This is a genomic window from Rhodococcus sp. ACPA4 (assembly GCF_002300185.1).
Classification (GTDB): Bacteria; Actinomycetota; Actinomycetes; order Mycobacteriales; family Mycobacteriaceae; genus Rhodococcus_F; species Rhodococcus_F globerula.
Genome location: NZ_NSDY01000001.1, coordinates 125,976 through 151,350, shown reverse-complemented (window position 1 = coordinate 151,350; position 25,375 = coordinate 125,976). Strand labels below are relative to the sequence as shown.

General features: G+C 62.5%; 20 protein-coding genes. 11 read left to right on the top strand and 9 right to left on the bottom strand.

The genetic code is table 11. The annotated features are described in order from the left end of the window. Positions 1-11: 11 nt before the first annotated feature. A complete protein-coding gene (locus tag CJ178_RS00635; protein WP_045066954.1) occupies positions 12-1,277 on the bottom strand; it encodes a glutamate-5-semialdehyde dehydrogenase in 1,266 nt (421 codons plus the stop codon). Positions 1,278-1,400: 123 nt separating this feature from the next. Between CJ178_RS00635 and CJ178_RS00630 the strand changes: the two genes are divergently transcribed. Then, positions 1,401-2,504: an NADH:flavin oxidoreductase/NADH oxidase gene (locus CJ178_RS00630; RefSeq protein WP_095885906.1), complete on the top strand. Its 1,104-nt coding sequence runs from the start codon at positions 1,401-1,403 to the stop codon at positions 2,502-2,504. A gap of 14 nt (positions 2,505-2,518) precedes the next feature. Here CJ178_RS00630 and CJ178_RS00625 read toward each other — a convergent pair whose 3' ends face one another. Then, on the bottom strand, positions 2,519-4,060 hold the full coding sequence (locus CJ178_RS00625; RefSeq protein ID WP_095887774.1) for an acyl-CoA synthetase: 1,542 nt from the start codon (positions 4,058-4,060) through the stop codon (positions 2,519-2,521). A gap of 215 nt (positions 4,061-4,275) precedes the next feature. Here CJ178_RS00625 and CJ178_RS00620 point away from each other — a divergent pair, with 215 nt between their 5' ends. The 9 genes from CJ178_RS00620 to CJ178_RS00580 all read left to right on the top strand — a co-directional run bounded on the left by CJ178_RS00620 (position 4,276) and on the right by CJ178_RS00580 (position 14,342). After that, positions 4,276-5,838 carry an ABC transporter substrate-binding protein gene (locus CJ178_RS00620; protein WP_045066948.1) on the top strand — a complete coding sequence of 521 codons (1,563 nt, stop codon included), beginning with the start codon at positions 4,276-4,278 and terminating at the stop codon, positions 5,836-5,838. A 252-nt stretch (positions 5,839-6,090) separates the two neighbouring features. Then, a complete protein-coding gene (locus tag CJ178_RS00615) occupies positions 6,091-7,536 on the top strand; it encodes an MFS transporter (protein ID WP_033232904.1) in 1,446 nt (481 codons plus the stop codon). Next, a complete protein-coding gene (locus tag CJ178_RS00610) occupies positions 7,533-8,399 on the top strand; it encodes a ribokinase (RefSeq protein ID WP_095885905.1) in 867 nt (288 codons plus the stop codon). The genes CJ178_RS00615 and CJ178_RS00610 overlap by 4 nt, the downstream gene beginning before the upstream one ends. Before the next feature lie 3 nt (positions 8,400-8,402). Next, a complete protein-coding gene (locus CJ178_RS00605) occupies positions 8,403-8,879 on the top strand; it encodes a GyrI-like domain-containing protein (protein ID WP_095885904.1) in 477 nt (158 codons plus the stop codon). A gap of 39 nt (positions 8,880-8,918) precedes the next feature. Then, positions 8,919-11,018: a RecQ family ATP-dependent DNA helicase gene (locus tag CJ178_RS00600; RefSeq protein WP_095887773.1), complete on the top strand. Its 2,100-nt coding sequence runs from the start codon at positions 8,919-8,921 to the stop codon at positions 11,016-11,018. A 140-nt stretch (positions 11,019-11,158) separates the two neighbouring features. Next, entirely contained in the window at positions 11,159-11,674 is a 516-nt protein-coding gene (gene ectA / locus CJ178_RS00595) for a diaminobutyrate acetyltransferase (protein ID WP_033232901.1), read from the top strand. A gap of 48 nt (positions 11,675-11,722) precedes the next feature. Further along, positions 11,723-12,985, top strand: coding sequence for a diaminobutyrate--2-oxoglutarate transaminase (gene ectB, locus CJ178_RS00590; RefSeq protein ID WP_045066943.1), 1,263 nt, complete (start codon positions 11,723-11,725; stop codon positions 12,983-12,985). Between the two features lie 16 nt (positions 12,986-13,001). Further along, positions 13,002-13,400 (top strand): ectoine synthase, encoded by a 399-nt coding sequence (locus tag CJ178_RS00585; RefSeq protein WP_033232898.1) that lies wholly within the window; start codon positions 13,002-13,004, stop codon positions 13,398-13,400. 9 nt (positions 13,401-13,409) lie between these two features. Then, positions 13,410-14,342, top strand: a complete 933-nt coding sequence (locus CJ178_RS00580) for a D-isomer specific 2-hydroxyacid dehydrogenase family protein (protein WP_095885903.1) — start codon at positions 13,410-13,412, stop codon at positions 14,340-14,342. A gap of 3 nt (positions 14,343-14,345) precedes the next feature. Here the strand turns inward: CJ178_RS00580 and helR are convergent, their stop codons facing one another. Beyond that, the gene (gene helR, locus CJ178_RS00575) at positions 14,346-16,511 is read right to left on the bottom strand and encodes an RNA polymerase recycling motor ATPase HelR (RefSeq protein ID WP_179300704.1); all 2,166 of its coding nucleotides are present in this window, start codon (positions 16,509-16,511) and stop codon (positions 14,346-14,348) included. A 156-nt stretch (positions 16,512-16,667) separates the two neighbouring features. Between helR and CJ178_RS00570 the strand changes: the two genes are divergently transcribed. Beyond that, positions 16,668-17,528, top strand: coding sequence for an NAD-dependent protein deacetylase (locus tag CJ178_RS00570; protein ID WP_033232896.1), 861 nt, complete (start codon positions 16,668-16,670; stop codon positions 17,526-17,528). Here the strand turns inward: CJ178_RS00570 and proB are convergent. From proB to ndk, 6 genes are all read right to left on the bottom strand, one after another. Next, complete coding sequence (gene proB / locus CJ178_RS00565; protein ID WP_033232894.1) at positions 17,501-18,604, bottom strand: glutamate 5-kinase; 1,104 nt, start codon at positions 18,602-18,604, stop codon at positions 17,501-17,503. The genes CJ178_RS00570 and proB overlap by 28 nt on opposite strands. 33 nt (positions 18,605-18,637) lie before the next feature. Beyond that, a complete protein-coding gene (obgE, locus tag CJ178_RS00560; RefSeq protein WP_033232892.1) occupies positions 18,638-20,089 on the bottom strand; it encodes a GTPase ObgE in 1,452 nt (483 codons plus the stop codon). 215 nt (positions 20,090-20,304) lie between these two features. Beyond that, positions 20,305-20,574, bottom strand: coding sequence for a 50S ribosomal protein L27 (rpmA, locus tag CJ178_RS00555; protein ID WP_003944532.1), 270 nt, complete (start codon positions 20,572-20,574; stop codon positions 20,305-20,307). 42 nt (positions 20,575-20,616) lie between these two features. Then, positions 20,617-20,928: a 50S ribosomal protein L21 gene (gene rplU / locus CJ178_RS00550; RefSeq protein ID WP_033232889.1), complete on the bottom strand. Its 312-nt coding sequence runs from the start codon at positions 20,926-20,928 to the stop codon at positions 20,617-20,619. A gap of 322 nt (positions 20,929-21,250) precedes the next feature. Continuing rightward, entirely contained in the window at positions 21,251-24,490 is a 3,240-nt protein-coding gene (locus CJ178_RS00545) for a translation initiation factor IF-2 N-terminal domain-containing protein (RefSeq protein ID WP_095885902.1), read from the bottom strand. Between the two features lie 452 nt (positions 24,491-24,942). Then, positions 24,943-25,362 (bottom strand): nucleoside-diphosphate kinase, encoded by a 420-nt coding sequence (gene ndk, locus CJ178_RS00540; protein WP_045066939.1) that lies wholly within the window; start codon positions 25,360-25,362, stop codon positions 24,943-24,945. Positions 25,363-25,375 lie beyond the last annotated feature (13 nt).

Genomic DNA, 25,375 nt, shown 5'->3' with positions numbered 1-25,375 from the left:
CAGGTGAACGATCAGGCGGGTCGGGTGTGTCCGTCGCCCCAGACGATCCACTTGGTGGACGTCAGTTCCGGCAACCCCATGGGGCCGCGTGCGTGAAGTTTTTGCGTCGAGATGCCGATCTCGGCTCCGAATCCGAACTGCTCGCCGTCGGTGAAGGCAGTTGATGCGTTGACCATGACGGCTGCTGCGTCGACGCGGGCGGTGAACTCGCGGGCAGCCGAGAGATCCGACGTCACGATTGCCTCGGTGTGGCCGGTGCCGTACGTGTCGATGTGCTCGACTGCCTCGTCCAGGTCGGCAACAACCTTCAGTGCGACGTCGAGGGTGAGGTACTCGTTCGACCAGTCGTCCTCGGTGGCCGGAACGAGGCCGGGCAGATCGCCGTGAACAACAACGTCATGCATCTGCAGCGCCTGAAGCAGTGCGGGAACCGCGGTGTCGGCAATGGCTTTGTCGACCAGGATCGTCTCGGCGGTGTTGCACACGCTTGGCCGACGGGTCTTGGAGTTGAGCACAATCTTCTCGGCCATCACCAGATCGGCAGCCGAGTGTACGTAGACGTGGCAGTTTCCGACACCGGTCTCGATGGTGGGGACCGTGGCATCACGAACGACGGCACTGATCAGGCCCGCGCCACCGCGCGGGATGACAACGTCCACGAGACCACGGGCCTGAATCAGGTGCGTCACCGTGGACCGGTCTGCGCTCGGCAGAAGTTGAACGGCGTCTTCGGGGAGCTGCTGCGCAGCCAACGACGCACGAAGAGCGACCACAAGAGCTTCGTTGGATTTGACTGCCGACGACGAACCGCGAAGCAGTGCAGCATTTCCCGACTTCAGGGTCAGACCGAACGCGTCGACCGTGACGTTGGGGCGGGCTTCGTACACCATGCCGACAACACCGAGCGGGACGCGCTGCTGACGCAGTTCCAGGCCGTTGGGCAGCGTGGAGCCGCGGAGCACTTCACCGATGGGGTCGGGTAGTCCGGCAACCTGACGCAGACCCGAAGCGATACCTTCGATGCGATCCGCTGTCAGACGCAATCGATCAAGCAGCGATTCCTCGGTACCCGCAGCTTTCGCGGTGTCGATATCGACGGCATTTGCCGCCAGGATCTGATCACTTGCGGCAAGAACCGCGTCGGCCGCGGCGTGGAGCGCGCGGTCCTTCTGTGCTGTGGTCAGCAACGCCAGGACCCGCGAAGCCTTACGCGCCCGGCGGGCAGCCTCGTGCACTACGTCGCGAGTGTCCGAGCCGGTGGAAGTTACAGCAGTCATGAATACACATTAGCCATTGGCTCCGACGCGTTCCTTTCGGGAATGATTCGGACTGTTACCGCTGTTGCACGGGATCGACCACCTTCGGGTGATCCTCCCCTTCCCCGAGTCAGGAGTTACTCCGTGAGCGTGCTGTTCGAACCTCTCACCTTGCGCGGCGTCACCATTCCCAACCGCGTGTGGATGGCACCGATGTGCCAGTACTCCGCTGATGTCATCGGCGATCAGGTGGGAGTGCCCAACGAATGGCATCGAACGCATCTGGCGAGCCGAGCTATCGGTGGTGTCGGCCTGATCCTCACCGAGGCGACCGCTGTGAGCCCGGAAGGACGAATCAGCCCCGCCGATCTCGGTATCTGGAACGAGCGGCAGGCTCGCGCGTTTGCCGAGATCAACGCGCAGCTCGCGTACTTCGGAGCGGTGCCCGGAATTCAGCTGGCGCACGCCGGCCGCAAGGCGTCGACGAAGGTTCCGTGGCGCGGCGGTAGATCGCTCGACCAGGATGACCGCCTGTCCTGGACCACCGTCGCCCCGAGCGCGGTGGCATTCGGTGATTACCTACCGCCAACGGAACTGACAACAGATGCGATTGCCGGCATCGTCGCCGACTTCGCAGCGGCAGCCACCCGCGCGCTTCAGGCGGAGTTCAAGGTCGTCGAAATTCACGCGGCGCACGGATACCTGATCCACCAGTTCCTCTCCCCGCTCAGTAACAAGCGAACAGATCACTACGGCGGCAGTTTCGAGAACCGCATCCGCTTCCTCCTCGAAATCCTCACCGCGGTTCGAGAAGTGTGGCCCGCCGAGTTGCCCCTGTTCGTCCGTGTGTCAGCCACGGACTGGGTCAGCGAGGAGCGTGGGCTCGAGGTCGGCAGTTGGACTGCGGATCAGACTGTGTCACTTGCCAACATCCTCACCGACTACGGCGTCGACCTCGTCGACGTGTCCACTGGCGGTAATTCGCCGGGTGTACAGATCCCGGTCGAGCCCGGCTACCAGGTTCCCTTCGCCCGCCGGATCCAGAACGAATCCCTGGTTCCCGCAGCGGCAGTCGGACTGATCACCGAACCCGAGCAGGCAGAGAAGATCGTCGAGGACGGCAGTGCGGTGGCCGTGCTGTTGGGACGCGAACTCCTGCGTGATCCCTACTGGGCACGGCGCGCCGCACGTGAGCTGAATGCCGAAGTAGGACCGCGAGTTCCGTCGCAGTACGCCCGCGCCTACTAGATTCGACCCCGCACCTAGACGATCAGACTGTCGCGTCCATCCCAGTAGTGTTCCCGCAACCGACGCTTGTACAACTTGCCGTTCGGGTCCCGAGGTAATGCGTCGACAAAATCAATGCTGCGTGGACACTTGTAGGTGGCCAATTCTCGGCGGCAATACGCCATCAGTTCCGATTCGAGCAGGTCGTTCGCAAGCGTGGGATCGATCAGTTGCACAACCGCTTTGACCGCCTCACCCATCTCGTCGTCGGGCACTCCGATCACGGCTACGTCAGCGACGGACGGGTGTCCGGCGAGGATGTTCTCGGTTTCCTGAGGGTAAATGTTCACGCCACCCGAAATGATCATGTGCGCCTGACGGTCGGTGAGAAACAGATATCCCTCCTCGTTGAGGTATCCCATGTCGCCGAGCGTCCTCCACCCAGCGGCATTTTCTACCGACGCCGTCTTTTCGGCATCGTTGTGATACTCGAAAGGTCGACCACCTTCGAAGAAGACAACGCCCGCCTCCCCTACCGGCAGTTCGTCACCGTTTTCACCGACAATGTGGCACGGCTGCATCGGTCGCCCGACTGAACCCGGATACCGCAGCCACTCTTCCGCAGTGATCGTCGTAGCACCGACATCTTCTGTGCCCGAGTAGTACTCATTGATGATTGGCCCCCACCAGTCGAGCATCTGCCGCTTCACTGCAATCGGACACGGCGCAGCTGAGTGCACAACGTTTCGCAGACTCGAGAGATCGTGCGAAGTTCGGTCCTGCGCCGGTAAGCGCAGCATGCGCACGAACATGGTCGGTACGAATTGGGCGTCGGTGACCCGGTACTGCTCGATCAGTTGCAGGGCGCGACGGGGATCGAATGTTTCCATCACCACGACAGTTGCACCTGCGCGTTGCCAGGACATCGAGAAGACCAACGGCGAGCCGTGATAGAGCGGCGCCGGCGAGAGGTACACGACCTTCCCACTCGAACTGTGCTCGAGCATGCCTTTCGCGATCTGGACCGGCGCCGACGACGGGTCCCCGAATACCGCGCCCGACAGAGGCTTACGAATACCCTTCGGTCGACCGGTCGTGCCGGACGAGTACAGCATCTCTCGCCCCTCGCGCTCGTCTTCCAGAGGCTCCGCCGACGTGCGCGCAAGTATGTCGTCATAGCGTTCGAATCCCATGAGATCACCCGCGCCCGAGATTTTTGCCCGAATCCGGGTGAGGTTCAGATCGCGCACGACGTCGGCCATCGATTCGCTTGCCACGAGGGCGACCGCACCACAGTCGTCCAGTACGTACTGCACCTCGTCCGGACGCAGATGTCGGTTTATTGCGGTGTAGTACAGCCCTGATCGCTGTGCAGCCCAGGCAATTTCGAGGAACGATCGGTTGTTCTCCATGAGAATTGCGACGTGGTCACCCGAGTGAAGTCCACGATCACGCAGGGCACGCGCGAATCGGATGGACCGATCCTCCAACTGCTGATACGTCACGACCTCACCGCTCGATCCCATCACGATCGCGGCAGCTTCCGGCGTTTCGATCGCGTGGAATCGTGGAGTCATTTGCAAAACAGGGGGCATCTGCACCTTGTCCTTTCGTCGATATCGATGGACCTATCTCGTGCGAGCACGCCGCGAAAACTGATCCAAAATGATATTTCCACAAAAAAGAATAATATTCTTGCATTTCGAAGTAACCTTCCCGAGAATCCGGCGAAGAGGGTTCACCGCGCCCTCGCTGCTGGCATCACAGTTTCGACATCGACTGAGAGGTCCACATGATCCGATACAAACATGTTCTGATCGCAGCTTTGTCCGCGTCACTCCTGGTCAGCGCATGCGGAAGCACTACCGCCAACACAAACAGCTCCCCCGACGCAGTGGGTGATCCTGTTGCCGGTGGCACACTGGCGGCCATTCAGGGCGGTGAGCCACGTTCACTCGATCCTGCCGCGATGATCAACGTGTGGATGGCAAACGGACTGGTGGGGAACGCCCTGTACGGAACGTTGATGATCAACAATTCCGAGACTCTCGACATCGAATACACCATGGCCGAAGCGTTCGAAACCAATGACGGAGGATCAACTTTCACACTGATACTTCGGCCCGGACTGATGTTCACCGACGGCACACCACTCGACGCCGAGGCGGTCAAGTTCAACTGGGATCGACTCCGCGAACCGGCAACTGCATCGCCGTCGCTCCCTCAAGCTTCGCAGGTAGCCGCCTCGAAGGTGGTGAACCCCGCCACGCTCGAAGTAACGATGGTGGCACCAAACCCGCATTTCGCCCATTCTCTGGTCGCGAGCGCCATGAATTGGATAGCGTCGCCGACTGCTCTAGCGAAGGGCCAGGCAGCATTCAACGACGCACCGATCGGCGCCGGACCATTCGAGTTGGTCAGCTGGCAACGACAGAGCGCAATGGAACTGAAGAAGAACCCGGGCTATTGGGATGCGCCGAAGCCGTACTTGGATCAGATCACCTTGCGAACTGTCACGGACACCACCCAACGGATCAACTCGATCAAGACCGGAGGCGCCGATATCGCGATGGAAGCCAGCTGGTCGAGCATCGCCGACGCACAGGACGCCGGTTTCCCCACCGAAACCGTTCCGACCGGCGGAGGACAATTCATCGGAATGAATATGCGGCGTGCACCATTCGACGACGAACGTGCTCGCCGTGCCGTTACCCTCGCGGTAGATTTGGATGCGATGAACACCGCCGTGTACAACGGCAAGGGGAAGATCCCGGAGACGTTATTCACCGAAGGCTCTCCCTTCTATACACCGAATGCTCTACCACAATCCGATAAAGCCACTGCGCAAGAACTTTTCGACGAGCTAGCCGCAGCAGGGAAACCCCTTTCCTTCACCTTCCTCGCATACTCCACACCCGAGAACAAAGCTGTTGCAGAGGCGCTGCAAGCCCAGTTGAGTACCTTCGACAACGTCGACGCGAAGGTCGAAATAATCGACTTCGCCGCTGGAGTCCCACGGATCGCCGCTCACGAATTCGACATGATTATTCTGTCGTCCACGATTCAAGATCCGGATTCGTCGCTATGGAACACCTTTCACTCCACATCTCGAGGAAACTACACGGGTATCAACGATCGACAACTAGACACAGCACTAGACGAAGGCCGCACCGCAACAACTGTCGAGGCACGCACAGCTGCGTACGAGATCGCGCAGCAACGACTGATCGAGCTCAATCCCGGTGTGTGGTATACACGTTCAGCACCGACCGTCGTGTCAGGAAAGAATGTGCAAGGCGTTGAGATGTACACGGTCGGGTCAACCTTGCCTGAGGAGCTGTGGATGGTGAAATAGCACTTCACACCCGAGAATCGTTTTCTGCGTTATCTTTTGATAGCGTGAATGTCTTACTTGCCGGACGTCCGGAGCCCACCAGGGCTTCGGACACTGCCGCGAGCCAGAGCCGAGCGACGGGGGTCGCATCGAGCCACAGGGCCCGCGGACATCATGTTCCCAACCGGCTCATCGGCGAGTGGGCAAGACAAAGATGCGTGCATCAGGTACGTGCCCCGCTCGGTTCGATGATTGCGCTGGGGAGCGCATGTCATGACAACACCAGAGAACTCGATCAGCGCTCTCGAAGTGGCCGAATCACCTGATGTCACCGTCACCGACGACGCATCGGTGAAACGGGCAGTCAAAGCGACCATGCTCGGAAATGCCATGGAGTGGTTCGATTTCGGCGTCTACGCCTATCTGGCCACCACTATCGGCAAAGTATTCTTCCCAGAGGCCAGTGGCAGTGCGCAATTGCTGTCGACCTTCGCGATCTTCGCTGCTGCCTTCATCGTCCGGCCATTGGGTGGCCTGTTCTTCGGGCCACTGGGTGACCGCATCGGCCGCAAGAAAGTCCTGGCCACCACCATAATTCTGATGGCCGGCAGCACCTTTGCCATCGGCCTCGTACCGAGTTATGAATCCATCGGCATGGCCGCGCCGATACTGCTCGTACTCCTTCGCTTACTGCAGGGGTTTTCCACGGGCGGCGAATACGGCGGTGCCAGTACGTTTGTCGCCGAATACGCGCCGGACAAGCGTCGCGGCTTCTTCTCCAGCTTCCTGGAATTCGGCACCCTGGCCGGCTATGTCGCCGCGGCGAGCCTTGTGACGATCATCCAAACAGTGGTCAGCCCGGAAGAGCTCCTCCAGTGGGGCTGGCGCATACCGTTTCTCCTTGCCGGGCCTCTCGGCCTGATCGGCCTCTACCTGCGCCTTCGACTCGAGGAGACGCCCGCGTTTCAGCAGATGGAACAGGCCGAAGAACGTTCTCTCGCCGACGAATCCACGGGGAAGAAACTGCGCGAAACGCTGGTCGAGAACTGGCGACCACTTGTTCTGTGCATCGTGCTGGTCGCGACCTACAACATCGCTCACTACGGTCTGCTCAGCTACATGCCGACCTATCTGACAAATACCCTCGGCTACGACGAATCCCACGGACTGGTTCTCATGATCGTGGTCATGCTCGTCATGATGGTCGGCATCAGCTACGTCGGCAAATTATCCGATCGGGTGGGACGTAAGCCGTTGCTGCTCAGCGGTTTCATCGGATTCTTCGTGTTGTCGCTGCCTGCGTACCTGCTGATCGGAGTGGGCAACTACGTCACCGTTTTCCTCGGACTCGCCATTCTCGGCGGACTGCTTCTCCTGTTTGTCGGAGTGTTCCCCTCGGTCCTTCCCGCACTGTTCCCGACCGGAATCCGATACGGCGGCTTGGCAATCGGATACAACCTTGCCGTGTCGATCTTCGGCGGCACCACTCCCCTGGTCTTGACGGCACTCGAGAGTACGACCGGTAGCAATCTTGTCGCGCCGATGTACATGATGATCGCCGCAGTCATCGGCGGCATCGCGGTGCTGATGATTCCGGAAACAGCGCGCAAGCCACTCGAAGGCTCACCACCGGCGGTGTCCACCGACGAAGAGGCCAGGCGGATCATCCGCAGGGTTCGACGGAAGAAAACTGCTGCCGCCGATAACCTGGAGGTATGAGCAAGCCCCGCATTGTTGTCGTCGGCAGCATCAACATGGACCTGACCACCTCGATCCCCCGATTTCCTGCCCCCGGTGAAACCCTGCTCGGCACTGCCTTTGCCACTACGCCAGGTGGCAAAGGCAGTAATCAAGCGATCGCGGCAGCAAAGGCAGGCGGTGACGTCACGTTCATCGGCGCAGTCGGCGACGACGGTTTTGCTACCCAATTGCGCAGCACTCTCGCCGACGCCGGGGTGGATACCTCACTGCTGCGTAGCGTGAACGGTGCCAGTGGAGTTGCCGCAATTACCGTCGACGCTGACGCCGAAAACAGCATCATCGTGGTTGCCGGCGCAAATGCTTCCGTCACCGAGTTGACCGAAGACGACCTCGGTGCCATCGCTGGCGCGGATATCCTGCTGTGCCAGCTCGAAATTCCCCTTGCCACTGTTACCGCCGCGGCGCGACACGCCCGGCGCAACGGCACCGTCGTCATCCTCAATCCCTCACCGGTGCAGGACCTTCCGGAAGAGCTGATCGGCTCGGTGGACATCCTGATCGTGAATCACACCGAATCGACCCAGCTCGGCTCGGTCACCGATCGAGTTCCGTACCTCGTCACAACACTGGGCGCGGGTGGTGCCGATCTGCGCGAGCGCGACACGACCGTTCACGCGGATTCCCCGACGGTGACGCCCGTAGACACCACCGGCGCGGGTGACGCCTTCACCGGTGCCTTCGCGGTGGAATGGGTACTCGACAGCGATCGCGCTCTGCACTTTGCCGCCATCGCAGGCGCTCTCGCAACTACTGTGAACGGCGCAGCGGTGTCATCGCCGACCCGATCCTCCATCGAGCGTCACTTACCGAAACGAGGCTGAAAGATGACCGACTACGAAGTTTCCGTGAAGTCCGTGCCCACCGTCCGGGTGGCGGAGTTGACCGGCACCGCCGAAGCCATGGACCCGTCGTCGATCGGCCCGGTTGTCCAAGGACTCTACGACCAGCTCAGCGCTGGATTAGGACGCGCCGGTCTGGTTCCGACCGGCCCCGCGATCGCGTACTACGAAGATGCCGATGACGGGGCGAAGACCGTCGTCCACGCCGCTTTGCCAGTAGAAACGGACCCCAGTGACGAATATGACTTCACCGTGACCGATCTGCCTGCCGAACCCCAGATGGCGACGCTCCTGCACACCGGGTCGATGGACAACTGCCTACCCGCCTACCAGGCACTTGGCCACTGGATCGAGCAGGGCGGATACCGCGCGGCCGGGCCGAGCCGCGAGGTGACCTTGGCGTTCACGGGTGACGCCGACGGCTGGGTAACCGAACTTCAGCAGCCGATCGAGAAGGTCTGAAACGCCCACCTGTCGGTGCCGTCCTGCACCATGGAAGCCATGACCGCCACCACTGCACCCGTACTGCGCGATGAAGCCGAGCGTCTGCTCCGTGAACTCGCCGGGCCAGACGCCCGCCTGCGCGAGGACCAGTGGACGGCTATCGAGGCTCTGGTGGTGCAGCGCAAGCGCGCGCTGGTGGTGCAGCGCACCGGCTGGGGTAAGTCCGCGGTCTACTTCATCTCCGCGAAGTTGCTACGTGCGTCCGGTCACGGCCCGACTGTCATCGTCTCGCCACTGTTGGCCCTCATGCGCAACCAGGTTGCCTCGGCCGAGCGAGCGGGTGTTCGAGCCGCCACCATCAACTCCGGCAACGTCACCGAGTGGGACGACATCCACGCGCGGGTAGCTGCCAACGATCTCGACGTTCTCCTGGTCAGCCCCGAGCGTCTCAACAACCCCGACTTCCGCGATCAGGTGCTGCCGTCATTGGCAGCTGATGCGGGCCTCGTTGTGGTGGACGAAGCGCACTGTGTGTCCGACTGGGGTCACGACTTCCGTCCGGACTACCGGCGCATCCGCACCTTGATCGCCGAACTCGGCGACGGCATTCCCGTCCTCGCGACAACGGCTACGGCCAATGACCGGGTAGTGGCCGACGTCTCGGCACAACTGGGTGTTGGCGGCGAGGAAACACTGATCCTGCGCGGCGGACTCGAGCGAGAATCGCTGCACCTGTCCGTCGTGCACATTCCCGAGGCAACAGCGCGCGCAGCCTGGCTTGCGCAGATGCTCGACACCTTGCCGGGTTCCGGCATCATCTACACCCTCACCGTCTCAGCTGCACGAGATCTGGCAAGTCTGCTGTCCGAGCGTGGGCATACCGTCGCCGCCTACACCGGACAGACCGACCCCACCGAGCGCGAATCCCTGGAACAGGACTTGCTGGGCAACCGCGTCAAAGCACTGGTTGCAACGTCTGCACTCGGAATGGGTTTCGACAAGCCGGATCTCGGTTTCGTGATCCATCTCGGCGCTCCGTCGTCGCCGATCTCGTACTACCAGCAGGTCGGCCGCGCCGGTCGTTCGACCGATCGCGCCGACGTCATCCTGCTTCCCGGCGCCGAAGACAAGCAGATCTGGAGCTACTTCGCGTCGGTTGCCTTCCCTCGCGAACACCTGGTACGCAGTGTGATCGAGCACCTGGACACCGAAAAGGCAACATCGACACCGGCATTGGAACCCCTTGTCGAACTGAATCGCACGCGCCTGGAGATGGTGCTCAAAGTGCTCGACGTCGACGGAGCCGTCAAACGTGTCAAGGGCGGCTGGATCAGCACCGGCGAACCGTGGGTCTACGACGCCGAACGCTACGGCCGTCTCGACGAAGCTCGCCTGAGCGAGCAGGCCGCCATGGTCGAGTACCAGAGCATCACCACCTGTCGAATGACTTTTCTCCGTGAACAACTCGACGATCCCGGACTCACGCCGGACAACTCGCAGTGTGGACGCTGCGACAACTGCACCGGTCAGCGGTACGACACTTCCGTCGACAGCGCAGCGCTCGACGAGACTCGGGCGCGCCTGCAGCGGCCCGGTTTCGACCTCGAACCTCGCAAGATGTGGCCGACCGGGCTGAGCAAACTGGGAGTCAACCTTTCGGGAAAGATCAAGGACGGGCCCGAATCCGGACGCATCCTCGGACGCCTGTCGGACCTGGGCTGGGGCCAGCGCCTGCGCGCGTTGCTCGACGGCCCCGATGCCGAGGCGCCGGACGCCGTGGTCAGCGCCTGCATCAGCGTGCTGGCGGCCTGGGATTGGGCCGAGCGACCCACCGGTGTGATGGCGCTCGAATCCCACACTCACCCACTGCTTGTCAGCAGCCTCGCAGCAAAGCTGGCTCAGGTGGGTCGACTCACAGATCTGGGTGTGCTGTCACTACGCCCAGAACACCCGCCCGTCTCAGCGGCAAACTCCGCCTATCGCGTAGCCGGATTGGTTGACGCCTGGGATGTCCCGGATATGAGTGCCCACAGCGGGCCAGTGCTCCTGGTCGACGCAACGGCCGACACCGGTTGGACTTTCACGATGGCAGCCCGCGCATTGCGTCAAGCGGGCGCACATTCGGTACTCCCACTGGCGCTCGCGAGCCCCAAATAGTCGCTCGGACAACACCAAAAGTTACACAATGTGAGGACCGTCACATACATGGCCTCACCTGGGCCGTACCCGCTTCCACACGGCCCTAAACGGACATCTGCATGACTTCTGTGTCGATGCTTGTTACGTTCAGATGACCGATGAAGCCAGTTGATACGAGAGCTATCCCGACCACCGCGCCGGACGCGGTGTTGTTACGAAGCCCACAGATCGATGACGGAGTCCGGCTCTGGCAGATCGCACGTGATTCACGAGTGCTCGACCTCAATTCGAGTTATGCATACCTGTTGTGGTGCAGGGATTTCAGTGCAACGTCCATCGTTGCGGAAGTTGACGGACGTGTGGTCGGATTTGTTTCCGGCTACACCCGGCCCAGCGAGCAGGAAACCCTGTTCGTGTGGCAGGTGGCTGTCGACGAAGACCAGCGCGGCAAGGCGATTGCCGGCCGCATGCTCGGCGCATTGATGGATCGCACTGCACCACTCGGCGTTACAACTATGGAGACGACGATCAGCCCCGACAACGAGGCTTCGATCGCACTCTTCACTGCGCTTGCCCGACGGCGCGATGTGCCGATCAGTAGGCAGAGCCTGTTCTCGCCCAACAACTTTCCCGATGGACACGAAGCCGAAGATCTGTACCGAATCGGCAACTAGCGCGTTTCCGCGTTGGTAAACAACCTGCCCCGGAGGAACAAAGAAGATATGAATACCGTCGAAGCAAGCATTTTCGAAACCCTCGAATCCGAGGTTCGCAGCTATTGCCGTGATTGGCCCGCAGTATTTACCAGCGCATCCGGATCCTGGATTCGTGACGAGAACGGCCGCGACTACCTGGATTTCTTCGCCGGCGCCGGCGCACTCAACTACGGGCACAACAACCCGGTCATGAAATCCGCACTCGTGGACTACATTCTCAGCGACGGAATTACCCACGGACTCGATATGTCCACCGTTGCCAAACGCGACTTCCTCGAGACTTTCCAGCGCAACATCTTGGAACCCCGCGGCCTGGACTACAAAGTCCAGTTCCCCGGCCCGACCGGAACCAATGCCGTCGAATCCGCGCTGAAACTGGCTCGTAAGGTGACCGGCCGCGAAGCAATCATCAACTTCACCAACGCTTTCCACGGCATGACTCTTGGTGCGTTGTCCGTCACCGGCAACTCGATGAAGCGCGCCGGCGCGGGCATACCACTCGTGCACTCGACACCGATGCCGTTCGACAACTACTTCGACGGCGTCACCGAGGACTTCCAGTGGTTCTCCCGCGTCCTCGACGATTCGGGTAGCGGAATCAACCGTCCCGCCGCAGTCATCGTCGAGACGGTCCAGGGCGAGGGCGGCGTGAATGTCGCTCGCCCCGAGTGGCTTCGGGCGCTCGCAACACTGTGCTCCGATCGCGAAATCCTCCTGATCGTCGACGATGTCCAAATGGGTTGTGGCCGTACAGGTCCGTTCTTCTCCTTCGAAGAGGCCGGCATCGTTCCGGATATCGTCACACTCTCGAAGTCGATCGGCGGCTACGGCATGCCGATGGCACTCACCCTGTTCAAACGCGAACTCGACGTGTGGGGCCCGGGCGAGCACAACGGAACGTTCCGCGGCAACAACCCGGCATTCGTGACGTCGAAGGTTGCACTCGATCACTACTGGTCGGACGACGCACTCACCAAGAGCACCCTGAAGAAGGGCGCGCGTATCAGCGAGTGCTTCGCCAATCTCGCCGATCAGTTCCCCGGTGAGGTCTCGACCCGCGGCCGGGGCCTGGTTCAGGGCCTCGTCTTCGAGCAGCCCGAGCGGGCCGGCAAGGTCTGCCAACTGGCATTCGACGAGGGATTGCTGGCGGAAACCTCCGGCCCGTCCGACCAGGTAGTGAAATTGCTTCCCGCGCTGACGATTACCGACGACGAGATCGAACACGGCCTGTCCATTCTGGCCGAAGCGACCGTCAAGGTATGCAGCTAGAGAAAGGAACTCCCCCATGATCGTGCGCACCACCACCGAGATCACCGACACCGATCGCGACATCACCAGCGAGGACGGCAACTGGCGCAGCAAGCGCATCGTCCTGGGTGGCGACCGCGTCGGATTCTCGTTCCACGAGACCACCATCAAGGCAGGATCGGTCAACACCTTCCACTACGCTAACCACGTCGAGGCCGTCTGGCTCGTCGAAGGCACCGGAAAGCTGATCGACCTCGACAACAACACCGAGTACGACCTCGCTCCCGGATCGATGTACCTGCTCAACGGGCACGAGCGTCACCGCGTCGAACCTGACACGGAAATGCGGATGCTGTGTGTGTTCAATCCGCCGGTCACCGGGCGTGAGGTACATGACGAGAACGGAATCTACCCACTCGTCGAGGTGCCCGCGTAGCGTCAAACCATGACGACTGACACCTCACCACGTGTAGCGATCGGCCCGTCCCCCGATGCACTGCTCGACAGTGCTGTGCTTCGGGGTGGCGGTTTGATCAGTCCGCTCGAGTCGGCCGACGCCCTGATCTGGGCCGGATCACCGGATTCGTTTCCGAGGGATTTGCCACCGTCGATCCGGTGGGTGCAGCTCCCCTCGGCCGGGATCGAGGACTGGTTCGAGGCCGGGGTGATTCCGAAGGACACCTACATCACGTGGACGTCTGCTGCGGGCGCGTTCTCGTCGTCGGTGGCAGAGCACGCCCTGATGTTGCTGCTGGCCGGAGTCAAACATCTGCCGGCCCACATCGAGGCAAAGACGTGGCGTCAGTTCGAGTTCTTCTCGAAGGTCGGCACACTGCGGGGTTCCACCGTGGCCATTATCGGCGCCGGTGGGATCGGCCGTGCGTTGATCCCGATGCTGGCCGCACAGGGGGCGGACAGCATCGCAGTCAATCGCAGCGGCAGCCCCGTGCCCGGCGCCCTGTCGACCTACCCGGCAATGCGTATGAACGAAATCTTTTCTCGCGCAGATCACTTCGTCATCGCGGCCCCGGCAACGCCCGAAACCCGCCATCTCATCGGAGCGACGCAACTCGCCGCGATGAAGCCACACTCCTGGGTGATCAACGTCGCCCGCGGTTCCCTCGTGGACACCGATGCGCTGGTGGACGCAATCGCGACGGAACGGATCGGCGGCGCCGGACTCGACGTCACCGATCCCGAACCGCTACCCGACGGCCACCCGCTGTGGGATCTGACCAACGCCATCATCACTCCCCACGATTCCAATCCCCCCGGAGTGCGGCCGGCCGCGTTCGCCGATCACGTGTCCAAGAACGTGACGCGGTTTGCGAACGGAGAGACCCTCGCAGCACTGGTCGATCCAATCGCGGGCTACTGATCCTCAGGCTTCGTCAAGTCCGGCCAGGGCTACCGGCAACGGGCCATGATGTAGGACGCCGAGGCGTTGGGTGGCACGGGTGAGGGCTACATACAGTTCGGCTGCACCTCGGGAACCCTCGGCCAGGATCCGTTCCGGTTCCACCACCAGAACGGCGTCGAACTCCAAGCCCTTCGTCTCCGACGCCGGCACCGTGCCCGGCACACCGTGTGGACCGATGACAATGCTTGTGCCCTCGCGACCGGCTTCATCGCGTACGAATTCCGCTATGGCGGAGCCGAGTTCAACGGGGTCGACTCGCTTCGACCACGGGGCTACGCCACACGACCTGACCGACTCCGGCGGCAAGACCGACGGCGCAAACTCCGCGAGCAGGGCCGCAGCGACGCTCATGATCTCGGCGGGAGTGCGGTAGTTCACCGACAGTGATCGGTAGACCCAACGGCCAGGCACGTACGGTTCCATCATCGCGCTCCACGTGATCGCGCCGGCGGCAGACCGTCGTTGAGCAAGATCGCCCACCACGGTGAAGGATCGATCGGGGCAGCGACGCATCAACACCCGCCAGTCCATTTCGGATAGTTCCTGGGCCTCGTCCACCACGACGTGCCGGTACGTCCAATCCCGGTCAGCGGCAGCACGTTCGGCGAGGTCGCGGGTATCGAGCTCGACAAAGCGATCGGCCAGATCCTCGGCGTACAGCATGTCCTGAGCCAGCAGATGGTCCTCGTCGTCCATGAGGTCCTCGCGGCTGATCATCATGTCCAGCACGCCGGCGGCATAGGCGGCTTCCTCTTTGCGTTCGTGCTCAGCCGACTGATCGACGGGCTTGTCCCGGCCGAGAAGGTCGACCAATTCGTCGAGCAACGGCACATCCGAAACCGTCCAGGCGTCACCCTGCGCGCGCAGCAGCGCTGCGTCGCCACCCGCCGCCTGCAGTCGCGCGGTAGACGTATACAGCTCTGCAAGAAGCGTTTCCGGCGTCAGGATCGGCCACAGTTCGTCAAGCGCGGCGATGAACCCGGCATGTTCCGTGAGCTCCTCGATCAGGTCCTCCCGCAGTTGTTCCCACGCGTCGCGATCCGACCGGCTCAGCCAGCCCCGGCCGATCCGTGATATCGCGCGCTCGGTGAGCGCCCACGTGAGTACCTCGGTGAACACCGCCCGGGCGTCGTTGTGCGCGTGACCACTGGCGCGTGCCTCTTCTCTGGCCCACTGCGCAGTCTCGGCGTCGATCCGCACCGTAGCGTCCGCGAGTTCGATCACCACCGGTTCCGTGGGCAGTTGTTGCCGGTCGGCAACAGCAGCCGCGAGCACGTCCAGGAACTTCAGGGAACCCTTGATTCGGGCAGCCTCCGGAAGGTCCTCAGCCGTGACACTGCGACCGGGCACCAGATCACCCGTCGTCATGAACACCACGTCGGATTCGCCCAGCGACGGTAGTACCCGGCCGATGTGGGTGAGGAATGCCGGGTTGGGCCCGACCACCAGTACGCCGTGGCGTTCCATCCGCGCCCGCTGGGTGTACAGGAGATACGCGACGCGGTGCAGCGCCACCACGGTCTTCCCGGTTCCCGGTCCACCCTCGATCACCAGTACCCCGGGGTGATCGAGCCGGACGATGTCGTCCTGCTCCGCCTGAATCGTTGCCACGATGTCGCGCATTCCGTTGCCGCGCGGTGCGTTGACCGCCGCGAGCAACGCCGCGTCGCCCCGCTCGGTACCACCCGGCCGGCCGAGCACCTCGTCGGTGAAATCGACCACACGACGTCCGCGCGTGTGGAACTGGCGGCGTCGACGCATGTTTTCCGGGTGAGCAGCGGTGGCGACGTAGAACGGACGTGATGCCGGCGCCCGCCAATCGAGCAGCACAGGTTCGTACTCGTTGTCCGCGTCCAGAAGGCCGATGCGACCGATGTAACTGTGCTCACCATCGAGACTGTCCAGCCGTCCGAAACACAGCCCGTTGTCTGCCACATCGAGCCGCTTTGCCTCGGTGGCAAGGGCGCGCACCTCGTCGTCGCGTTGCAAGAGGTTTCCGCCGTCTCCCCGCAATGCTGTGGTGTACCTCCCCTTCACTCGCGCACGCTCGGCATCGAGCCGCGCGTAAAGCCCCTCCACGTAAGCCTGCTCGGCGCTCAATTCGTCTTCGTACCCCTGGGTCGGCACGTGCCCCTCCACTTCCATGGCTCTTCCGATCCCTCAGTCACCTGGGATCGGAAGAGCCATTCTGCGGCACTGCCCCGGCCTTGCCGCAAGCCCCCCAGTCGGCTATATATTGAAAGTGGAAGCGCGCGCCTACTGACGCTGACGGCCTATCCTGGAATGGTGCCAACCAGTGACAGTCGCCTCGACGCCCTTACCGAGCTCCTGTCCGGGCGCCGACTCGCAATTCTGACCGGCGCGGGCATCTCCACCGACTCCGGAATCCCTGACTACCGCGGACCCGATTCCCCGCCGCGCAATCCGATGACTTTCCAGCAGTTCATCGGCGATTCCGCGTTCCGGCGCCACTACTGGGCGCGCAACCACATCGGCTGGCGGTACATGGACAGCTCCCGGCCAAACCAGGGCCACCGGGCGGTGGCGACGCTCGAGCGCAGTGGCCGAGCCGTCGGAGTCATCACCCAGAACGTCGACCTCCTGCACACCAAGGCCGGAGCCCGCAATGTCATCGACCTACACGGCACGTACGCACAGGTTCGCTGCTTGAACTGTCAGCGTTTGATCTCGCGGACAACACTGGCCGAACAACTCGAGGAAGCCAACCCAGGATTCGCCGAAACTGTTGCTGCGGCAAAGGGAGTCGAGATAGCACCGGACGCAGATGCGGTCATCGAGTCGACCGCGCATTTCCGCGTTGTCGACTGCGGCGCGTGCGGCGGAATTCTCAAGCCCGACATCGTGTACTTCGGTGAGTCCGTCCCCAAGGAACGAGTTGCCCGCTCGTACAACCTGGTCGACGAAGCCGACGCCGTACTGGTTGCCGGTTCGTCGTTGACCGTCATGTCGGGACTACGGTTCGTCCGCTACGCCGCGAAAGCGGGAAAGCCCGTTGCGATAGTCAATCGTGGACTCACCCGCGGTGACGAATTAGCCGCCCTCAAACTCGACATCGGTTGCACCGAAGCACTTTCCGCTCTCGCGGCGAGCGAAAGCTACAGCGCTACCAAGTCATCGGCGTGAACAACCGGACGCTGCATATCCGCCGGCAGATCCGCGGTGGAGCGTCCGAGGATTTCCTCGATCTCCGACGCATCGAACGCGACAACACCACGGGCAACGGGCTTCTCCCCCGGCCCCATCAACGACACCACGTCGCCGGCATGGAAATCACCTGAGACACCGACGATTCCGGCAGACAGCAAGCTACGACGCTTTGTGACGACCGCCCGAACTGCGCCTTCATCGAGATGCACGTCGCCCTGCGTATCTGCGGCATGACGCACCCAGAACCGGCGGGCCGAGAGCCTGGTGGGCCGCGCGGCAAACGCGGTTCCCACATCGGCGCCGCTCAAGGCTGCAGCCGCGTCGGACGCAGCCGCAAGCAGAACGGGCACACCGGAATCGGCGGCCAAACGGGCAGCTGAGAGCTTGGACGCCATGCCGCCCGTACCCAGCGCGCCACCCGAACCGGCCACGACGCCGTCAAGATCCTCGGGGCTGTTGACCTCGGGAATCAGTGTGGCACTACCCTTCCGGGGATCACCGTCGTACAGACCGTCGACATCCGACAGGAGAATCAGCGCGTCTGCTCCGACGAGGTGAGCCACCAATGCGGCCAGTCGATCGTTGTCACCGAAACGGAGTTCTGTTGTTGCGACAGTGTCGTTTTCGTTGACGATCGCCACCGCGTGCAATGCCCTAAGTCGATCGAGGGTGCGCTGAGCGTTGCGGTGTTGTGTCCGCCGAGCGATGTCGTCAGCGGTGAGCAGAACCTGCCCCACGGTTCGCCCGTAGCGCGCAAAGGACGTACCCCAGGCATGAGCCAGCGCCAACTGTCCGACGCTGGCTGCCGCCTGCTTTGTTGCGAGGTCGCGAGGTCGTTTGGTGAGCCCCAGTGGAGCCAATCCGGCACCCACGGCACCGGAGGACACCACAACGACGTCCGAACCCGCACGCATGCGAGCTTCGATGGCGTCGGCCAGCAGATCCAGCCGATGGGTATCGAGGCCCGCAACCAAACTGGTCAGTGCGGACGACCCGATCTTCACGACAATACTGTGAGCCGACGCAATCGACTCCCTGGTGGAACCGAGCACAGTCCCGTTCCCTCGCTTCTGGTTTCGCGTGTGTTAGCTGTCTTCGTCGAGCAGGCCGCGGCGAACGCGTCGAGCGTGCTTACGCTCGTCGGCGCCGATGCGCTCGACCTGATCGAGTCGCGGATCGGTACCGCGGCCCGTACGGGTCAAGTCGATACCGGCCGGAGTCATCGGCTCCCACTCGAAGCTGACGTCACCGATCGTGACCGACGCCCCGGGCTGTGCGCCCTTCTTGACCAGTGCATCTTCGACGCCCAAGCGTGCAAGACGGTCGGCAAGGTAGCCAACGGCTTCGTCGTTGTCGAAGGCCGTCTGACGGATCCACCGCTCCGGACGCGTACCGCGGACGACAAATCCACCGGGAATATCGGGGTCCTTCTCGATGGTGAAGCTGGAATCCTTGACCTTGATCGGCCTGATGACCTGACGCTTCGGCTCCGGCTTGGGGTTAGCCTCCTGGTAGTCGCGCACCATCTTCGCCAACGCGAATGTCAACGGGCGCAAACCTTCACGGCTCACGGCCGAAATCGTGAATACCGGCCATCCGCGGGCTTCGATCTCCGGTGTAACCATCTCGGCCAACTCCGCAGCCTCAGGCACGTCCGCCTTGTTGAGGATGACAACGCGCGGGCGCTTGTCGAGGTCACCGAGTCCCGAGTCGCCGGACAGCGCGGGCGTGTACGCGGCCAGTTCCGCTTCGAGGGCGTCGATGTCGGACATCGGATCGCGTCCCGGATCCAGAGTTGCGCAGTCGATCACGTGCGCGAGTACGGCGCAGCGCTCGATGTGGCGCAGGAAGTCCAGACCCAGACCGCGGCCTTCGCTGGCACCGGGGATCAGTCCGGGAACGTCGGCGACGGTGAACGTGGTCTCACCACTGGAGACGACACCGAGGTTGGGGACCAGTGTCGTGAACGGGTAGTCCGCGATCTTCGGCTTGGCTGCCGAGAGGACGGAAACCAGTGAAGACTTACCGGCGGAGGGGAATCCGAGCAGACCCACGTCGGCAACCGACTTGAGCTCGAGAACCAGATCACGCTCGACGCCGTCTTCACCGAGCAACGCGAAGCCGGGGGCCTTGCGGGCCTTCGAGGCCAATGCCGCGTTGCCGAGTCCACCACGTCCGCCTTGAGCGGCGTCGTAGCGGCTACCAACGCCGACGAGGTCAGCCAGGACATTGCCGTCTGTGTCGAGCACGACGGTGCCGTCCGGAACCTTCAGGATGAGATCTTCGCCGTTGGCACCTTCACGGTTGCTGCCGGCACCCTGCTTGCCGTTGGTGGCCTTCGCATTGGGATGGAAGTGGAAGTCGAGGAGAGTGTGGATGTTCTCGTCGACGACGAGAACGACGTCGCCGCCGCGTCCGCCGTTCGCACCGTCCGGGCCGCCGAGCGGTTTGAACTTCTCGCGGTGTACGGAGGCGCAACCATTGCCGCCTTTTCCAGCGCTGACGTGCAGCACAACACGGTCAATGAATCGGGACATGACTGCCGGATCCTTCCTCAGTCAATTGCGGGTCTCACGCGATGAGCTGAACTTCTGGTGAGCAGGGTTGCTCGGGGGGTATTAGGTACTGCTTAAACAAACAATAGGGGCGGACCGGGTTATTTCAACCCTGGTCCGCCCCTATTGGGAGCTTGGAACGCGTCACGGCCTCACTGAAAACAGCAGCACCTGTGACACACAACTAGCGAGAGAGACTAGACCTCAGCCGCAACGACGGCCGGAACGATGTTCACGGTCTTGCGTCCACGCTTCTGGCCGAACTCGACTGCACCGGCAGCGAGAGCGAACAGGGTGTCGTCGCCGCCACGGCCGACGTTGACGCCGGGGTGGAAGTGCGTGCCGCGCTGGCGAACCAGGATTTCGCCTGCGCTGACGGACTGGCCGCCGAAGCGCTTCACGCCGAGGCGCTGGGCGTTTGAATCGCGACCGTTACGGGAGCTGGATGCACCCTTCTTATGTGCCATGCTATTGACCCTCCTCGGGTGAAATTAGCTAGAAAGAACTGGTTACTTGATGCCCGTGACCTTGAGCACCGTAAGCGGCTGCCTGTGGCCCTGACGCTTGTGGTAACCGGTCTTGTTCTTGAACTTGTGGATGCGGATCTTCGGGCCCTTGGTGTGCTCGACGATCTCACTGGTGACTGCGACCTTGGCCAGCTTGGCCGTGTCGGTGGTCAGGTCAGATCCGTCAACCACGAGAACGGGAGCAAGCGAGACAGCAGTGCCGGGCTCACCCTCGATCTTCTCGACCTTGACGAGGTCACCAACAGCGACCTTGTACTGCTTTCCGCCGGTCTTGACGATCGCGTACGTTGCCATCGGAGGGCTACCCCTTGCTTCTTCGAACTTGCTCGCGCTGCTGCCTGAGGCGTCAAATGCATCGCGACTGGTCTGGTTTATGTCACCTCGGCTCGATGCTGATGCATCGGGACATTCCCGCACTCTAGGCACACGGAATCTCTACCGCCGGGTGGCGACTATGCAAGGTTACGGGAAAGCAACCGTCATGGTCAAACCGCCCCGCCGAGGGGTGAAACGATCCTGCATTTACTGCGTCTACCAGCAGAAACTTCGGGTCATGGCTTCGGCGCCCGCCACAGCGGGTCGGGCACCGAAGCCAATTTCCGAAAGGAGGTAGTTCTTACTCGCCGTCAACCGGCGGACCGGCCGGACGTGCTGCTGCTCGGCGTCGACGCGGCCTCTTGACCACAACGACGTCGTCTTCGACCGGCGCCGCTGCGCCGGCAGCAACAGGCTCCGCTACGGCTTCCGCCACAGGTTCGGGCGTCGGCAGGACAAAGACCGTGCCGACCTCGGGTGCCTCGACACTGGGCGCTGCCGCAGCCCGAGACGCCCTGCGACTGCGACGACGACTCCGCGGAGCGGTCTCAACTGCTGCGGCATCACCAGCGTTATCTGCCTGCGCCGCAACACCATCCACAGCAACGTCAGTAGCCCGGCCAGAATCGGCAGCGGACGAATCCGCGGCCACCGGCGTGGGCTCGGCACTTTTGGATGCATCTACCTCCGCCGGCACAGCGCTCTGCTCGTCGTGACTGTGCTCGTCGTGATGTGCAGCCATCGCCAATGCCACGGGATGTGCCCGCTTGACTGTCGCGTCGACGGCCGGAACCTCCGGCGCCGGCGCTTCGTGTCCGTTGGACTCTGCGGCGGCCGGCTTGTCCGAGCGGCCACGCTTGTTCTTGCGTGAGCTTCCGGATTCGCTGCGCTGCTGCGAGGACCGTGCACCGCCGTCGTCAGCGGTCTTCATCTCGACCGGTTCGGAATGGACGATGATGCCGCGACCGTGGCAGTGCTCACAGGTTGTCGAGAAGGCCTCGACCAGCCCGGTGCCCAGCTTCTTACGGGTCATCTGGACCAAACCGAGCGACGTGACCTCGGATACCTGGTGACGCGTGCGATCACGGCCCAGGCATTCGGTCAGTCGACGCAGGACTAGATCGCGATTCGATTCGAGAACCATGTCGATGAAGTCGACGACGATCATTCCGCCGATGTCGCGCAAGCGCATCTGACGAACGATCTCCTCGGCAGCTTCGAGGTTGTTGCGAGTCACCGTCTCTTCGAGGTTGCCGCCTGCACCGGTGAACTTGCCGGTATTGACGTCGACGACAGTCATGGCCTCGGTGCGGTCGATCACCAGCGTGCCGCCGGACGGCAACCACACCTTGCGATCGAGAGCCTTGGCCAACTGCTCGTCGATGCGACGGGCCTGGAAAATGTCGATGCCGTTGTTCGGCGTGTACTTCTCGAGGCGCGGCAGGAGATCCGGAGCGACGGAGTTGATGTAGTTCTCCACCGTGCCGTGAGCCTTGTCGCCCTCGATGACCAGCTTGGAGAAATCCTCGTTGAACAGGTCACGAATAACCTTGACCAGCATGTCCGGCTCTTCGTACAGCGCCTGCGGGCTGCCCGACTTTCCGGAGTCCGCCGCGGCGGCCTGCTCTTCGATTCCCGCCCACTGAGCCTGCAGACGTGTGACGTCGCGCGCCAACTCCTCTTCGCTGACGCCTTCGGACGCCGTGCGGATGATCACGCCGGCGTCGGCCGGAACGATGTCGCGCAGGATTTCCTTGAGGCGCTTGCGCTCGGTGTCTGGCAGCTTGCGGCTGATGCCGGTGGAGGAACCACCGGGCACGTAGACGAGGAAACGTCCGGCCAGAGAGATCTGCGTGGTCAGACGGGCACCCTTGTGTCCGACCGGATCCTTGCTGACCTGCACGAGAACCTGATCGCCCGGCTTGAGAGCCTGCTCGATCTTGCGGGAATTGCCGCCGAGACCGGCAGCTTCCCAGTTGACCTCACCGGCGTACAGCACACCGTTGCGTCCACGTCCGATGTCGATGAACGCGGCTTCCATGCTGGGCAGCACGTTCTGGACGCGGCCCAGGTACACGTTGCCCACCATCGACGCGGCGGCCGAGTTGGTGACGAAGTGCTCGACGAGGACGCCGTCTTCGAGAACTGCGACCTGCGTCGTTGCGTGCGGCTGACCGCTGTCGGCGCGATCGCGTACAACCATCACGCGATCAACGGCCTCGCGGCGGGCCAGGAACTCGGACTCGGTCAGGATCGGCGGACGACGACGCCCCGCATCACGCCCGTCGCGGCGACGCTGACGCTTGGCTTCGAGTCGCGTGGAACCACTGATTCCCTGAACCTCGTCCCGCACGACACGCGTCTTGCTGCGCGGTTCGCGCTCGTGAACGACCGTGTTGGGCGGGTCGTCCTCGGACGTCGTTGTGGCATCGGCTCCGCTGTCGGAGCCGGTCTTACGACGACGGCGACGACGGCGACGACGGTTGTTGCCATCCGCGTCGAGGTCGGAATCTTCGCTGTTCTCGGACTCGGCGTCGCTCTCGGCTTCTTCGGACTTGACCGCGACGTCCGTCGACGTGCTCTTGGCTGCATCAGGAGCCGACTCGGAGGTCGATTCATCCGATTCGGACTCGTCCTCGCTCTGTTCGCCTGCCTGCTCACCGCGCCCACGACCACGGCCACGGCGTCCACGGCGACGACGACGCGGCTGGTCGTCGTCTTCCTCGTCGGATTCAGCCTCGGCGTTCTCGCCCTCAGCCTGCGGTGCGGTGACGGTCTCCGGCGCCTGCCCGGTTTCGACTCCAGCTGCTTCGGCTCCAGCTTCGACTGCCGCTGCCTCGACGACAGCTGTTTCGACCGGTGCGCTCTCGGTCTCGACCGGTGCGCTCGACTTCTCCTCGACCACCGGTGCTGCCGGTTCACGACGAGCCCGGCGACGACGCGGCGCAACCTCGACCGCTTCCATGTCAGGCTGCAGGAAGAGCGGGACCTGAGCCGGTGCCTGCTCCGCTTCGGGTGCGTGAGTCTGCGCTGCTTCGAAGGACGTGAAGAGATCCGACTGCTCGGGCTCGCTAACCTGCAACGCTGCGGCCGCATCAAGATCTGCGGCGATCTCGGCAACCGCGGGGTCAACCACAGCAGGTTCAACCACAGCGGGCTCAACCACTGCCGGCTCGTCTGCGACAACCTTCTTGCGTGAACGACGCGCACGGGCCGGCTTTTCCGCAACGGACGGAGCCTCAGGCGTCTCGACAGGCTTCTCGACAGGCTTCTCGACAACGGGGTCGATCAGAGCGTCGAGTTCTGCAGCTACCGGCTCGATGGCATCGGCAACAGCATGCAGAGACGCATGGATGCGCTCGGCGACATCACGGTGCACGCTCGACTGAGCGCTGCGAATCTCGGTTCCGAGCGCAGCAGCCTCCGCGAGGACCTGCTTGCTGGTGATTCCCAGCAACTTAGCCAGCGCATGTACGCGCATCTTGTCCGGAAAGACCGGAGTTTCGTTCGATTCTGAATCTGTTGGGGCTTGATCGGCCACGTAAGTCTCCTCAGCCCCCGGGCGCGTCCAACTCTGCAATCGAGTTGTCACGCGGCCACGCAGGGGCGCGCTGTGTGTACTCGCACTCAGAAGTGAGTGCGAGATTGTAAGGTCTCGCTCCGCATGGTCCGTAGTGCCCGTTATTCACTGCGTACACATGAAGTGCCTGGCTGGATGGCTGTTGTCCGTGAGGTTCGTGGCCCGAGCGCCTGATCATCCAGCGTGCAAAGGTCCAGGGATTTCCTGTTGACCGATAGCAGCGATGAAAGGGCATCGAGCGCAATGTCACGTCGAACCTGGTGTCACATCGAAACTTGGGTGTCATCCGGTTGAACACACGTAGAACAAAAATTGCGCTTCAACCAATAGCAGTATCCCACACCGATGCGCCCGTTACTTGCAAGGGCGCACCAATGTGGGACAAGTACTGCTCGGGGAAACGCGTCGAAGAGTCAGATGGACGACAGAGCCGGGAACCACAGCGCGATCTCACGCTCGGCAGATTCGACGGAATCGCTTCCGTGCACCAGGTTCTGCTGCGATTCGAGACCGAAGTCGCCACGAATCGTGCCCGGTAGTGCCTTCTCGACGGGGTCGGTACCGCCGGCGAGCTGACGGAATGCGGCGATGGCGCGAGGGCCTTCGAGCACTACGGCAACCAACGGACCGGACGTGATGAACTCCAACAAGCTCGGGTAGAACGGACGCTCGGCGTGCTCCGCATAGTGGCTACCAGCCACGTCTTCGGAAGCGGTGCGAAGGTCGAGTGCTGCGATGGTCAGGCCTTTGCGCTCGATACGACTCAGGATTTCTCCCACGTATCCACGGGCAACGGCGTCGGGCTTGATCAGTACGAGGGTGCGCTCAGTCACGTCGGCCAGCCTA